Source organism: Pseudomonas sp. 31 R 17, from assembly GCF_900004915.1.
GTDB classification, from domain to species: Bacteria; Pseudomonadota; Gammaproteobacteria; order Pseudomonadales; family Pseudomonadaceae; genus Aquipseudomonas; species Aquipseudomonas orientalis_A.
In genome coordinates, this window is the sequence record NZ_CVTN01000026.1 from 31903 (window position 1) to 46926 (window position 15024).

Genomic DNA, 15024 nt, shown 5'->3' on the forward strand with positions numbered 1-15024 from the left:
CATGTCGCATTCGCTTGACCACCAGCTTAATGAAAGCCTGCGCGACGCCATGCTCGCGTACTACCTTGCCCATAAAGTACCTCGCGCCCTCAAAGCCAGAATCAGCACGGCCGATGACCTTTACGCGTATTGGTTACTCGACGTGCAAGTCAGCCAGGCCGTGCCGACCAGCCCGGTCGCCTGTGCCGTTTCCAGCCTGCAGCAATACATCACCCGTATTCAACTGGGCCTTGAGCCGGGTTATGAACATCAAGGTATGACCGCGCAACAGAGCAAGGCCTGGCGCGAACAATTGCACAGCTACCCGCTCTGGAATGCCAGCCAGCAATTGCGCTACCACCCGGCCAACTATCTGGACCCGACGTTACGGCGTGACAAGACCGACAGTTTTCAACAGTTGGAAAACGATCTCAGCCAATACCGAATTCAAGCCGACGCCGTCGTCACGGCGGTGCAGAGTTACCTGGCCAGGTTTGAGGAAACCGCCAACATACGCACGATCAACGGCTATATCGACGCAGACTTGAGCAACCTGCATCGCGGCACTTATTACTTCATCGGCAAATCGAGCTCAGGGAACACCTATTACTGGCGCTCCCTGGACCTGTCCAGGCGCGCCGGCGCGGTGCTGTTGCAGGACGCCTGGTCGGACTGGAAAAAAATCAACCTGTCGGTCTCCGACGCTACCGCCGAGCAAAGCATCCGACCGGTGTATTTCAATAGCCGACTATTTTTCATCTGGGCCGAGTGCATCAAACCCACCCCAAGCAGTTCATTCAAGCCGGCGCGATGGGATTCAGAGAAAAAGGAACTTCTGGCCGATTGGATCAATACCCACTACGTCCAATTCCGGCTCAATTTCTCGTATGAAAAACACGATGGCAGCTGGAGCGCGCCCCAGGCGTGCATTGAGAAATACTGCGCGACAGAAGACGTCAACGCCTCGACCTCCGAGCTCCTCAAAAGCATTACGCAAACGGTGGCGATCGTCGATGACAACAGCACCCCAGCGCTTTTTTTAAGTGTGCTCGCCACCAGCCGCAAAGATCCCAAACAGCAGGATAATTTCATCGGCAAATTCTTCCAGGCCGTGCACATCGACCAGTCTTTCAACATCACCACCGTCGCCGATGGCGGTAGCCCCGAGCGCTACAGCGTGCTGCCCGACTCAGACGTGGACGAAGAAATAAACCGACTGCTGGAACCCTTCGATCCGTCCCAGAAGACCAAAGTGCAGGCCATACTCAGGGGCCAGACGCACAGTCCCAACGGGTATTACAGCGAACTGCTGCCTGACAGCGCCCGACACTTTCTCGCGCTCTTTGCGCACAAGAACCAGGGCAACTTGCAGTTCAAGATAACGCCGACGCCCGACTACACTATTTCCATAGCATCGCAGAAAATTTTCCAGGACAAGGCGCATTGGAACCATGAAAACAACCAGGCAAAAATAAAAGACACCGACCGCACTCAGGTTTTTTTTGATTCAAACACCCATGAACTCGTGTTCTCTTCGACGCTCAGTGACCGCTTCCAGCAGCCGTACACCGTTACATTAACCAAACCGCAGGGTGCGACCATCACGCTGGTTACCCACGATGCGCTGGATGACCCGACGAAGACTCAGCTTAAACTGAGCAAGGGCTCGACCATCACCGGTGTCTCGACAGAGTTTAAAACCGACTTTTACGCCCTGTATTTCAGAAACCCGATCACGCAGGAAGAGTTCCCCAACGCTGTACATCATGCTGACAGCGCACTGTTTGCCCCTGTAACAACCGCAAAAGAACCAGACATCCTTTTGTTGGAAAATCATTTCATCGAAAAAAACGCCTTCGTCAATTTATACACAAACAAACTCTTCCATTTCACCCTTAACCGTTACGGCGCTTTTTCCGAGCCCGAGAATAAAATCAACAAGCTGCATTCACAGAATGTTTTGCTGACCAAAAAGGCAAAAGTGACCACGCCCCACTTGCGCGCCTTTAAACACGTCATCATGAGTGCGAACTTCAAAGACTACCCCTTTACCGAGACCATCAACGCCAACTCTCATCGCATCATCAACTTCCAGGACACGGCGCACGAAAGCCTCACCGGATCGAGTGCCGAATTACCGGCCGGGCATCGGGTCACGACGCGCATTCCGGTGACACAGGAGCAGATGACCTCCGGCCTCACCCTGATCCATGGCGTGGTCACCCTTGAGCCCGAGAAAGACGGCACGAAAATCCTCGGCTATGCGTTGAATACGGCGGTCCTGAAACTGACAACATCGGCTTCTGAGCCCATGCTCAACCCGCAACTGGCGCCGACGATCAGGAGGCTTGAGTCGGACAGAATCGGCACCGCTGAATTCATCGACTTCTCCAATAGCGGGGCAAGCCTGCCCGCCGGCCTGCCCGCCACCCTGCGCATGAATACCTGCTTTGCCGCAAAGCTGGTGCAGGCGGCAAATGTCAGCCTTGAACACCTATTCTCGTTAACGCCGGAAACCTGGCAAGAACCTCCGCTCACACCCGAGGGTAAAGCGCAAGGCATTGACTTCCGGGGGGCCAACGGCAAGTACTTCTGGGAGCTGTTCCTGTACGTGCCCTGGCTGATCGCCCATCGCCTGAATCAGGAGCAGCAGTATGTCGAAGCGCAGGCCTGGATCAGCTACCTGTTCGATCCGGGGCGAGCAGCCGATGCCTCCAACGACCGGCCCGCCTTTTGGGGATTGCGCGAACTCGCCCGTGAAGAACGCCTTCCCGGTCACACCAGCCACGATCCCCACGAACTGGCGACACGCGCCCCCGTGTATTTTCGCAAGGCGATCTACCTGTTTTACCTGGACATCCTGATCAATCGCGGCGATGCGGACTATCGCCAGCTCACCCCGGACAGCCTGACCCAAGCCAAGCTCTGGTACACCCGAGCCCACCATTTCCTTGGCCCACGCCCCAGGGTCACCACCGCTGAACCCTGGGCGCAAATCACCCTTGCCACGTTGGCAACGGAGGGTTCTCAAGCCCTGAAAAAACTTGAGCAAACCCACCCCGCCGTCGACATCCACCTGTCGATCGAAGGCGATGCACCGGCTTCGCTGACAGACACCGACAACCTGTGCCTGCCTTTCAACACCGAGCTGGTGGCGCGCTGGGACAAGCTCGAAAGCCGTCTGCATAACCTGCGGCACAATCTTGACATCACCGGCAGACCCTTGCGCCTGGCGCTCTACGCGGCGCCGCTGTCGCCTCTCAAGTTATTGGCCAGCCAGGGCAAAGGGGCTTTCAGCGAAAGCGCGGCAGCGCCGTTCATGGACGCGCAGGTCGGCCATTATCGCTTCCAGGTCATGTTGGGCCACGCACTCACGGCCACCGAAGCGGTGATCCAACTCGGCAATACGGTGCTGAGCCTGATTGAACGCAAGGAACAGGCCGAATATCTGGAGTTGCAGCAACAACAAGCGTGGGACCTGGCCAACATCGTCGTGACCCAGCAGACCCAGGCGCTGCAGATCGACGGGAAGAACCGGGAGGCACTCAACGCCAGTCGCCGCATGATCGAGTCGCGGATGCACTACTACGCACACCAGCTCACCGAAGGCATCAGCGCCGGGGAGTCCCACGCCGGCTGGCTCTACCTGCTCAGCAACGGGTTCGACACCGCTGCTTCGGCCGCCGCCGTAGGGGCCGGCATCGCGATGGTGGCGCCGAATATCTTCGGCACCAGTGTCGGCGGCTCGCGCTGGGAAGGGCCGTTCTATGCCGCCCAAGCCCTGGCCCAGGGCGTTGCCACCGCGCTGCGTGGCGACGCCGCCGACCTGGATCGCTCCGAGCAATTCAACCGCCGGGCGCAGGAGTGGGCCCATGCCCAGGATCAGGCCCGACTCGAACTGGCCCAGGTCGATGCCCAACTACAAGCCTATGCCGAGCAGGAAAAAGCCACGCGCCTGCAATTGAGACTGGCCGAGACCTCCCTGGCCCAGGCCTGGTCGACCTATCAATTGCTGGCCAGGCGCTTTTCCAAGGCACAGCTGTATGACTGGCTCAATGCCCAGTTGAGCAAGTTCTACTATCAGGTCTATGACCTTGGCCTCTCCCTGTGCCGCACCGCCCAGGCGTGCTGGCAGTACGAGATAGCGGACCATGAGCGCACGTTTATCCAGCCCGGCGCCTGGAACAACAACTACCGTGGCTATCTGGCGGGCGAAGCGCTGAAGCTGTCGTTGTTGAACATGAATTCGGCCTATTTGAACCACAACGTGCGGGATCTGGAGATCGTCAAAACCATTTCACTGCGTCACCGCGTAAACGAGTGCGAGGTCACCTCCCCCGCAACCGGCGCCTTCCAGACGCCGCCCTCCGGTCCTGAGGACAAATGGACGCGTCTCAAACTGCAACTGGTCAGCAAAGGCAGGCTCTGCTTCAAATTGCCCGCTGCCCTGTTTGAGGAGGATTACCCCCGGCACATCCTGCGCCGGATCAAAGGCATCAGCGTATCGTTGCCCGCGACGCTGGGCCCCTATGAAGACATCAAGGCGATACTGACCCAGACCCGCAACGACATCGAACTGCCCACGGGCGAGCTGCGCACGGACATGCGTGCCCACCAGCAAATCGCCCTTTCCACCGGGCTGGACGACAACGGCCTGTTCACCCTCACGTTCGACAGCAACGAGCGTTACTTGCCGTTCGAATACACCGGGGCCATTTCCGACTGGACCCTGGACTTTCCCAACCCGGACCGGCAGAAAGCCGTGCTGGAATCGATCAACGATATTGTCATTCACCTGCGCTACACCGCCAGGGTGGCCGCTGCCGGCGGGGGCCAGGCATGAGCGACGATACTCACAACCTGCAGGTCAATACCCCGGCAATGCCCAAGGGCGGTGCCGCTATCCAGGGCACCGGCAAGGGCTGGGGCGATATCGGCTCCAGTGGTACGGCAAGCCTTGAGATTGGGTTGCCTATCTCGTCCGCGCGCGGCTACACGCCAGCCCTGTCGCTGACCTACCAGAGCGGCGCCGGTAACGGTCCCTTCGGCCTGGGCTGGGGCGTGCACCTGGGCGCCGTCAGCCGACGCACCGCCCATGGCGTGCCGGGGTACACGGTGGACGATGCATTGGTGGGCCCCGACGGGCAAATCTGGCTGCCGGAACGCGACGCGGAGGGGGCGATCATCAGCAGCCCCCTTGCATCCTTCAATGGCTTGCCACTGCCGCGCGCGTATACGGTTACCCGCCACTTCCCCAGGGTCGAGACCCGCCTGGACCTTATCGAACACTGGCAATCGGCAGACGACACGGCAGGCTTCTGGTTGCTGCGCGGTGCCGATGGCAGCCAGCACTTCTACGGAAAAACCCCGCTGGCGCGGATTGCCGATCCGGACCAGGCGCACCATGTGGCGCAATGGTTGTTGCAGGAAAGCCTGAATGCCCACGGCGAGCACATTTATTATCACTACGCCAAAGAAACCGACACCACGCGCTACCCCAGGGACTGCCGTGCCCGGCATTACCTGGAAAGTGTCTGCTATGCCAACTTCAGCGCCAGGGAGCAGGAGCAGCTTTACCTCTGGCAGACCGACGATAAACCGGACATGGGCTGGCACTTTCAATTGCTGTTCGATTACGGCGAACGCGCCCTCGAACTGGATCAGCGGCCGACGTATCGCAAAATCCGCGACTGGCCGGTACGACCCGACCCTTGCTCGGATTTTGCCTACGGATTTGAGTTACGTACCCTGCGCCGTTGCAGCCAGATCCTGATGTTTCACCACTTCCCCAAAGAAGCGCGAATGGGCGCCGACCCGGTGCTGGTCAAGCGCCTGCTCCTGGAATACCGCACATCCAGCCATGTCAGCCTGTTGAGCGCCGTGCATGAGCAGGCCTACGACAGCGCGGGCAATAGCGTGAGCCGCCCGCCGCTGGAGTGCTTTTACCAGACGAGCCAGCTCAAGGTCGATCCGAGCCGCTACCAGGCATTCAGTGCATTGCCCAGGCTGCATGACGGCGCGCGTTATCAACTGGTGGACCTGTATGGCGAAGGCCTGCCCGGTGTGTTGTACCACATAGACAAAAGCTGGTATTACCATGAGCCGCTGAGACCGCAGCAGCCACGCACCGGCGACGAGGTGAGCTACGGCGCGGCCCTGGAGTTGACCCGCGTGCCGGTCGCCGACAGCACCCGGCCCGTGCACCAGGCGCTGGCCGATGTGGATGGCGATGGGCGTCTGGACTGGCTGGTGGCGGGGCCCGGAATGCATGGTTTTTTCAGCCTGGACGAGCAGCGCAACTGGTCAGCCTATACGCCGTTCGATGCCTTCCCTTCGGAGTTCTTCCACGCCCAGGGCCTGCTCGCCGACCTGATGGGGGCAGGCCGTCATGACTTTGCGATGATCGGCCCGCGCAGCGTGCGCCTGTATGAAAATCGCCGTCCTTCCGGCTTCGCCCCGCCCACCGAAGTGGCCCACAGGCCTGACGATAGTTTGCCGGTCATTTCCACCTCGCCCAACGAAGTGGTGGCGTTCAGCGATGTACTCGCCACGGGTCAACAGCATCTGGTGCGAATCCGCCACAACGAAGTCAAATGCTGGCCGAACCTGGGGCGCGGCCGTTTTGGCCAGGGGTTTGTATTGGCCACATTGCCGTTGCGGTATCAGACGTTCAACGCGGCGCATGTACTGCTCGTCGACCTCAACGGCGGCGGCGCGGCAGACTTGCTGTACCTGAGCGCCACTCACCTGAATATTTTCCTCAACAAGGGCGGCAACGGTTTCGAGACACAGGCGATCAAAGTCCCGTGGCCAAAAGGCGTGCAATACGACGATCACTGCCAGGTCAGCGTCGTCGATGTGCTCGGCCTGGGCTGTCCGAGCCTGATCCTGACGGCTGTCCATCAGACCGCGGTTCATTGGCGCTACGACTTTTTCAACCACAAGCCCTGGCTGCTCACGCGCACCGACAACAACATGGGCGCCCAGGCGTCGATCAAATATCGCAGCAGTGCCCAGGAGTGGCTGGACGAAAAACGCGAGCTGCAGGCCCAGGGCCAACCCGCGATCAGCCAGTTACCCTTTGCACTGCTGCTGGCCAGCCAACACACCCAGCGCGATGAAATTACCGGCAACCAGTTGACCCGCCGCATGAGCTACCGCCAGGCGTATTACGACCGTGTGGACCGCGAGTTCCGTGGCTTCGGGCTGTTGCTGCAAACCGACACCGACAACCCCAAGGACGCCCCCCTGACGCCGGGTTCCAGCGCACCCTTGCTCAGCAAGACCTGGTTCCATACCGGACGCTCCCTTGACATGCCCTGCCTCGGCCGCAGCACGCACGACCCACACGCCAATCCCCTCGGCCGCACGCTGGTCAGCCGCTACAGGGGAACGGCCCAGGCACGGCCGCTGGATCATCATGACGATGTAGTCGGCGATCCTGCGCCGGCGCTGGCACGCGAGGCGGCCCGCGCACTCAGTGGCGTGGTGCTGCGGGTCGAGGTGATGGCGGCGGGCGGGGCGCACGATGCAGTGCCCTATTCCATCAAACACCAGCGCTACCTGGTGCGCGAACTGGCGCCGCCCAGCGCCCATACGCCCTACGCGCGGTTGCTGCCATTGGCCCTGGAGTCGGTCAGCTATCAATATGAAGGCGTGGCGGACGATCCGGTCTGCCAGCACCAGATCAACCTGCGCTGGGATGCCTATGGTTGCCTGGTGCATGGCGTGACCCTGCATTACGCCCGCCGCACCACCGCCGCCAGCCCGCCGCCCGCCGTGCTGGCGGATGAGCACCAGCAGCGCTGGTGGCGCGATACCCATGACGACGCGCAACAGTCCTATTACCTGAGCGAAACCCTGGCGGAGCCGATTCATCTGGACCACACACAGCAGTGGCGCCTGGCCTTGCCCTACCGCCAACGACATAACGCCCTGGTGCTCGGCAAGGCGCCGGCGCCTGGCGGGCTGGACCCAGCGCGTATCGCCTATGAGGTGTTCATCGACACCCGCGACGGGCCGTTGGCGGCAGGCGCCGGGCGCACGCTGAGCGGCTTGTCGCGCCAGCACTACCGGCAGGCCGGTGGCTTCGGCAAAACCCTGGAACCCGGCGTCGCCACGGCCCAGGCATTGCCTGACTACCTGGAAACCGCCGAGCTGGATGACCAGGCCCTGAGCGTCTACAACGACATTCCGAGCATGCCCAACCAACCCAGGGTGGACCTGGTGCAAAAGCTCACCGACAGTGGCTATCACACCATGGCGATGTTTTTCCTGTTCGATGGCGAGGTGGCGCCCGCGCAAACCCGCCTGTGGTCGATACGCCGCCACTTTCCCCGCTATGACAAGCCCAGCCGGTTTTGTCGGTTGAGGGCGCTGCGGGCCACCGAGGCTCACGGCGAAACGACACTCCAGTATGACCCCTACTCACTGCAGACCCTGCTGGTAAAAACACCCGACGGCTGTGTGACCACCGCCGAATACGACTATCAATTGCTGCTGCCGATAAAAATCGTCGACCCCAATGGCACTGTTCAAGAGGCGCGTTATGACGGTTTCGGGCAGTTGCTCGCCAGCAGTTTCCACGGCCATGAACAGAACCTCAGGGTGGGCTTCGCCGACCTGCAAAGCGACCGCCCGCGCCATGATGTCACGCCCGGGTCGGCCATCGAACAGGCGCACAGCGTGTTGCAGGACATGGCCAGCGCGCACTGCTACGCCCCGTTCAGTTGGATGGGCAGTATCGACCTGGCCCTGGTCAAGCCCGAGTGGATCAGCAAGGCCTACCTGCTCCCCGGCGGGCATATCCGCATGGGCGCGCGGGCGCGCCTGAGTGCTGCTCGCCACACCCTCGGCGACAGCGAAAAACAACTCAAGGCGTTGATCGACAAGGCCAGCCGCACGCCGGTCCATGGGCTCATGTTGCAAGCCGACCGTTACCCCGGCGATGCCGAACGCCAGATTCGCATGACCCTGACCTGCTGGGATGGCTTCGGTCGTTCGTTGCAGACCCGGCAGAAGACCGAACCGGGCCCGGCCCACGCGGTCGACGCCAAGGGCAATCTGTTGGTCGACGACCTGCCGGATGCCGCCGGCACTTTGAAGAAACAGCTGCGCCATGTGCAGGCCGACCCCCGCTGGCGCGTCAGCGAGCGTGTCGAATACAACAACAAGGGCCTGGTCATACGGGTCTACCGCGCCTACTTCACCAACAGCCACACCTATGTCAATGATCACGCCATGCGCGAACTGGGCCACAGCGACCGGCAATGGTACGACCCCCTGGGACGCCCGACCCGGACATTGACGGCAGGAGGGTTCATGCGGCGTACCACCTATTGGGCCTGGTACACCGTCAATGAGGACGAAAACGACACCTATGAAGAGCTGAACTGACTGATCGTTCCCACGCAGAGCGTGGGAACGATCGTCTGCCTGATGGTGCTCCCGTCAGGATCGCGGGGCGGCGCGCCAGTTCGACGCCAGGTGTGTGTACCCGCGCCGGGCAAACGCCACGACGAAGCCGCGCCATTCGGTCAATGATGCAATCACGCCGCGGGCCACCATCACAATCGTTCGCGTGGTACGGCTTTGCGCGGCCTGGGGCAGGCCCGTCAGCGCCACGGCCACTGCCTCGACCCCGGTTGCCGCCCAATACGTCCATACCTGATTGAACATTCTGCTCAGCCCGCCGTGCATCAACCCAACAGGGTCCGGTGTCTGCACGGTCAGCCCATGGTGATCGTGGACCGCCGTGAGATGACCACTGCGCGTAAGCGTTCCCATGGCTGCATCGTAGGCTTCAATCGCGGGTGACACATTGGGTTGCATCAGCGCAGGCACTTCCCCGCCGTAGACGGCGTTGGCGATCGTTGCAACGGCGTATGCCGCCGTCGCGCCGGCGGTACGTCCGACCCTGGCCCGCAGAGGCGTGCTGCCCCAGGAGGCGCCGGTGCCGTGCCCACGCATGATCTGCTGCACCAGTTCCCTGGAGAGCGAGCGGATATGCCCGCTCAATCGCTGCACCGCCACGGGGTCCCAGCGTTCCCCGGTTTGAGCACTCGGCGTATCAGCGTGATAGGCGTAACCAATACCCGCCACAGCTGCCGAAATAACCCCGATCTGTGGTGCAAGACGGGTCCAGTTACCGACGACACCGGTGCTCATATGCATCGTGGTCAGGGCATCCAGCGACGCGACGGTATAGCGCACAATCTGATTGCGCTGCGGCGTGGGCTCAAGGTTGCCGAATACCGCCAGATCAACGCCCGTTGCGATGACATTGGCGATATAGGTGGATAAACCATCGCGAATCGCGGCCGACGACGCGGCCTGTATCCTCGGGCGGATAATCCGCCCCATCGTCGCGAGCCTGCGGCTGAAGGAGAGCCTGCGTATTTGTTTATCCTGGGGCGCCTCCAGCGCCGATGCGCCCACCAGCCCTTGCGCGTCGACGTGGGTGACCGGGTTACCGCCGACCATCGCGTACAGATTCAAGCCATCGGCATCGCCGATCGGGTCAGGGCTGATCCAACGGCCTAACCACGCTGCGTAATACCTGAAGCCGTAGTAGGACAGCCCGCTGGCATCGCGCTCCTTACCCGAATAACGGATGAAGCTGTAGCTCGCCTCGCTGGCATTTCTCGCCGCCCGCCACGCAGTCCCGCCGTAGGGGTAATAACTTTCCTGACTGAGCAATTGCGCCTGCTCGCCCAGTTCCAGGCAATTGCTGCCCAAGTGGTCCGACAAGCCATAACGGATCTGCGTGGCCTGACTCACTCCCGAAGGGTGGCGATCCCACAGCAGAACGCGGACGGTGGTCGTACCGGCATCGAGGTTGAGAACATTCAGTTGCTCACCCGTTGCGCTGTCATGGCGGATTTCCAGTCCCGGCAGGTAGCGCACCTCGGCGGTATGCATCACGCCACGGGCCTGGGAGACCCGGCGCTTGAGAATGCGCTGGCCCGTGGCATCGTAGGCGTAGTGCTCTTGATCGTCATTGCTCCCCTCGCGCCGCACCTGCGTCAGGCGCACCAGTTGATTGCGCACATCCCAGTGCATCTTCTGCTCGCCTGCCAACACTTGCAGGTTGCCATTACGGTCAAAGCCCTGCCCCAACCCCGGTGCGGTCTTGCCATCGGCCTGCGGCAGAAAATGATTGCTGCCCGCGGCCACGCTCATCTGCCGCGTGAAGCCTGTGCCGCTGCTGGGCACGTGCTGCATCTCGAGCAAATTGCCGGCGGCGTCATAGCGCAACTGCTGGGTGTAGCGACGCCATACGCTGTCGTCAGTCGAGCCAAACGCCACCGTTGCCGGTAACGCCGGGCCGCCCGTGTTGCCGGCGGTTTCGCGGCCGGTGGCCGTGATCAGTTGCGATAACGTGTCGTACGCGTAGAGGCTGGCCGAACTGATGCGCGTGTTGCTGGACCATTGCGTCGGCTGGGCAAGGTCGTCGATGCGCACCACGTTGCCCACGTTGTCATACTCATAGCGCAGGTCTTGCAGCGCTGCGCCTGCGTGCAAACGGGCCGTCATTTGCCGCAGGCGACCATCGAACTCACGGTATTGCATGGCGCGCACCACGCCGTTGCCGGCGCGTTCGCTGAGCACCTGGCCCGCCGCATTGTAACGGCGCTGGCCCAGCACCTGCGTACGCACGCCGGCCCTGGGCGTTACAAAGATACTCGCCGGTTGGCCGTCAATGCCGTAGGTGTAGTCGAAGCGATTGCCCTTGGCGTCCGTGTGATGCAGGCGCTCACCCAGCGCATTGAACCCAATGGTGGTGTGGAACCTGTCGGCCTCCAGGCGCGCCTCGCGCTGTGCATCGGGCTGCGGCCAATCCAGCGCAGCGCCCGCCTGTCGAAAACGTCGCGCCTGCTGCGTGACCTCCGCGTGCAGCCCATAGGCCTCGTGGAACAGCGAGCCGCCGCCGTCATCGTGGCGAACCACCCGGCCACAGCGATTGCGTGACGCCTCTTCACTGGAAGATGAAGCATAGGCAAGACGCTCGACGCACAGCGCTTGCCCGTCAGTGGCCGCCTGCTCGAAGACAGCAACCGGTCGCAGATATCGATCGTAGTGATGAGCCTGGTGAGCGCCCCGTCCATCCCATTCGTCCAGTACCTGCCCGGCCTGCCCTATAAGCGTCAGCCGCCGGCCGGCATCCACGCTGTCGGTGCGCAACGCGTGCCCGCCAAGGCTGTAAACCGTGCGTTGATTGGGCGCAGTGCCAGGTTGTGAATGCGACAACTGCAACAGGCGGGGATCCCATTGTTCAATCATCAGGCCCGTACTGCCAAAGACCTGACGATGAATGCGCACCTGCGCTTGATCCTCCGCGCTGGCGCGGTGGTAATCGATGTTGCGCACGATCAACCCGCGCGGGTCGATGGCCGCCAGGGACGGTGTGTGTCGATGGATGGAATAAGACATGACCTCAAGACCTTATTGCTGAATAAGTAGTCCTGAAAGCCTAGGGATACGGGGGGTAGCGAGGTGGTGCTGGAGGATGTTTTGTGTGTCCGGGTACTGGCATCGCCCCGACCCGCTCGCGCGGGTCGAGGCGGCGCTCAATGCCCGCCGGCGCAGGTCGGCGAAGCCGGTGCCGCGTCGACCTTCGCCCATTCATCAGGCGTGTAGGTATGCAGCGCCAGCGCATGAAACTCGCTCATCAGGTCACCCAGGGTGGCATAGACCTTCTGGTGGCGCTTGACGCGATTAAGCCCCTCGAACTGCTGGCTGACCAGCACGGCCTTGAAGTGGGTCTGCAACCCACGGCTGTGCATGTGGCTCTCGTCCAGCACACTCAAGTGATCCGGGGTCAGGGCGGCAAGCGCCGTTTCGATACGCTGTTGCATAGTCATTGCTGCTTACTTCTTCTTGGCCGGTGCGGCGGCTTTTGGCGCCAGCTCGTTGGTCATGTCTTCCAACAGCTTGTTCACCACCGGTACTGCGCTTTCCAGCTTGGCCTGGGTCATCTGGGCCGATTGCTGGGTCAACTGCGGCATTTTTTCCAGGACTTTCTTGCCCAGAGGCGACTGGTAGAACGCCACCAGGTCCTTGAGCTCCGATTCGCTGAAGTTGGTGGTGTAGAGCTTGACCATGTCCGGTTTCAGCTTCGGCCAGCCGATGGCCTGGTCCAGGGCGGCGTTGGCCTTGGCCTGGTAGCTGTCGAGTACGGACTGTTTGGCGGCAGGCGCCTTGGTCTGCTCGAAACGCTGGGCGAACATTTGTTGCACTTGCATGTACACCGGGGTACCCAGCTTGTCAGCGTGGGCCAGGGTAAGGAAGGCTTCGGCACTGGCGTTGTGGCTGGCGGTATCGGCAAAAACCTGGCCGCTGGCGCAAACCAGAGCAACCGCGGTACAGATGGCACGAAGACGAGTCATCGAGTTTCCTTTTCTAGCTGGCGAGGTAAGACCCCAAGGGCGCCCATTCTGCGCCTAAAAAACCTCGCGGCTCAACCCCGGGCCGCGTCGGGTGTGGTTTGATCGATGAAACGTCTTTTAGGGAACCCCCTTGGCCAATCACAGCCTAAACTGCGCAAACGAACCTGAAGGAGTGTGCCCGATGAGCCGTATCGAAACCGACAGCCTGGGAGAAGTCCACGTCCCGGATGACGCTTACTGGGGCGCCCAGACCCAACGTTCGCTGGTGAATTTTGCCATCGGCGAGCAGCGCATGCCGCTGGCGGTGCTGCATGCCCTGGCGTTGATCAAGAAGGCTGCCGCCCGGGTCAACGACCGCAACGGCGACCTGCCGGCCGATATCGCCCGCCTGATCGAACAGGCTGCCGACGAAATTCTCGACGGCCAGCATGACGACCAGTTCCCCCTGGTGGTATGGCAAACCGGCAGCGGCACCCAGAGCAACATGAACGCCAACGAAGTGATCGCCGGCCGCGCCAATGAACTGGCCGGCGGCAACCGCGGCGGCAAGAGCCCGGTGCACCCCAACGACCACGTCAACCGTTCCCAGAGTTCCAACGACTGCTTCCCCACCGCCATGAGCATTGCCACCGTCAAGGCCGTGCACGAGCAACTGTTGCCGGCCATCACCGTGCTGTCCGGCGGCCTCGCGGAGCTGGCGGCGCGGCACATGAAGCTGGTCAAGACCGGCCGCACCCACATGATGGATGCCACGCCGATCACCTTCGGCCAGGAACTCTCGGCGTTCATCGCCCAACTCGACTACGCCGAACGCGCCATCCGCAGCGCCCTGCCCGCCGTGTGCGAGCTGGCCCAGGGCGGCACCGCCGTGGGCACCGGGCTCAATTCCCCCCATGGCTTTGGCGAAGCGATTGCCGCCGAACTGGCCGCGCTGTCGGGACTGCCGTTCGTCACCGCGCCGAACAAATTCGCCGCCCTCTCCGGCCATGAACCGCTGGTAACCTTGCACGGCGCGCTGAAAACCCTCGCCGTGGCCCTGATGAAGCTCGCCAACGACCTGCGCCTGCTCGGCTCCGGCCCGCGCGCGGGGTTGGCAGAAGTCAAATTGCCAGCCAACGAACCGGGCAGTTCGATCATGCCCGGCAAGGTCAACCCGACCCAGTGCGAAGCCCTGTCGATGCTGGCCTGCCAGGTACTCGGCAATGACGTGACCATCGGCATCGCCGCAAGCCAGGGGCATTTGCAGTTGAACGTGTACAAGCCGGTGATCATCCACAACCTGCTGGAATCGGTCCGCCTGCTGGCTGATGGCTGCAACAACTTCCAGGAACACTGCATCGCCGGCCTGGAGCCTGACGCCGAACAGATGGCCGAACACCTGGAACGTGGGCTGATGCTGGTGACCGCCCTCAACCCGCATATCGGCTATGACAAATCCGCACAGATCGCCAAGAAAGCCTATGCCGAAGGGCTGACCCTGCGGGAAGCGGCGCTGGAACTGGGCTACCTCACCGACGCAGAGTTCGACCAGTGGGTACGCCCGGAAAACATGCTGGAGGCCGGGCACTGAGAACCCAAGGTTGGCAGAGAGGCTTGCCCTAATCCCCATTGTAGGAGCGAGCTTGCTCGCGAAAAACGCATAGACACCGCGTTCATC

At 61.7% G+C, this 15024-nt stretch carries 6 protein-coding genes; 3 read left to right on the plus strand and 3 right to left on the minus strand.

The window, feature by feature from the left end:
• Position 1: 1 nt before the first annotated feature.
• A complete protein-coding gene (locus BFP89_RS00735) occupies positions 2–4822 on the plus strand; it encodes a Tc toxin subunit A-related protein (RefSeq protein WP_065883272.1) in 4821 nt (1606 codons plus the stop codon).
• Positions 4819–9375: a SpvB/TcaC N-terminal domain-containing protein gene (locus tag BFP89_RS00740; protein ID WP_065883274.1), complete on the plus strand. Its 4557-nt coding sequence runs from the start codon at positions 4819–4821 to the stop codon at positions 9373–9375. Before BFP89_RS00735 ends, BFP89_RS00740 begins: the two co-directional genes overlap by 4 nt.
• 54 nt (positions 9376–9429) lie before the next feature.
• On the opposite strand, the gene BFP89_RS00745 is transcribed toward BFP89_RS00740, so the two are convergent.
• The 3 genes from BFP89_RS00745 to BFP89_RS00755 form a co-directional block, all read right to left on the minus strand.
• Positions 9430–12411 carry an RHS repeat-associated core domain-containing protein gene (locus tag BFP89_RS00745; RefSeq protein WP_065883276.1) on the minus strand — a complete coding sequence of 994 codons (2982 nt, stop codon included), beginning with the start codon at positions 12409–12411 and terminating at the stop codon, positions 9430–9432.
• Between the two features lie 137 nt (positions 12412–12548).
• A complete protein-coding gene (locus BFP89_RS00750) occupies positions 12549–12842 on the minus strand; it encodes a BolA family protein (RefSeq protein ID WP_065883278.1) in 294 nt (97 codons plus the stop codon).
• A gap of 6 nt (positions 12843–12848) precedes the next feature.
• Positions 12849–13367 (minus strand): DUF2059 domain-containing protein, encoded by a 519-nt coding sequence (locus tag BFP89_RS00755; RefSeq protein ID WP_003175221.1) that lies wholly within the window; start codon positions 13365–13367, stop codon positions 12849–12851.
• A gap of 181 nt (positions 13368–13548) precedes the next feature.
• Between BFP89_RS00755 and BFP89_RS00760 the strand changes: the two genes are divergently transcribed.
• Entirely contained in the window at positions 13549–14937 is a 1389-nt protein-coding gene (locus BFP89_RS00760) for a class II fumarate hydratase (RefSeq protein WP_065883280.1), read from the plus strand.
• Positions 14938–15024 lie beyond the last annotated feature (87 nt).

Excerpts from the sequence above, each read along its gene's own strand:
- BFP89_RS00735 (WP_065883272.1), top strand. The coding sequence starts at position 2 with ATGTCGCATTCGCTTGACCACCAGCTTAATGAAAGCCTGCGCGACGCC.
- BFP89_RS00740 (WP_065883274.1), top strand. The coding sequence starts at position 4,819 with ATGAGCGACGATACTCACAACCTGCAGGTCAATACCCCGGCAATGCCC.
- BFP89_RS00745 (WP_065883276.1), bottom strand. The coding sequence starts at position 12,411 with ATGTCTTATTCCATCCATCGACACACACCGTCCCTGGCGGCCATCGAC.
- BFP89_RS00750 (WP_065883278.1), bottom strand. The coding sequence starts at position 12,842 with ATGACTATGCAACAGCGTATCGAAACGGCGCTTGCCGCCCTGACCCCG.
- BFP89_RS00755 (WP_003175221.1), bottom strand. The coding sequence starts at position 13,367 with ATGACTCGTCTTCGTGCCATCTGTACCGCGGTTGCTCTGGTTTGCGCC.
- BFP89_RS00760 (WP_065883280.1), top strand. The coding sequence starts at position 13,549 with ATGAGCCGTATCGAAACCGACAGCCTGGGAGAAGTCCACGTCCCGGAT.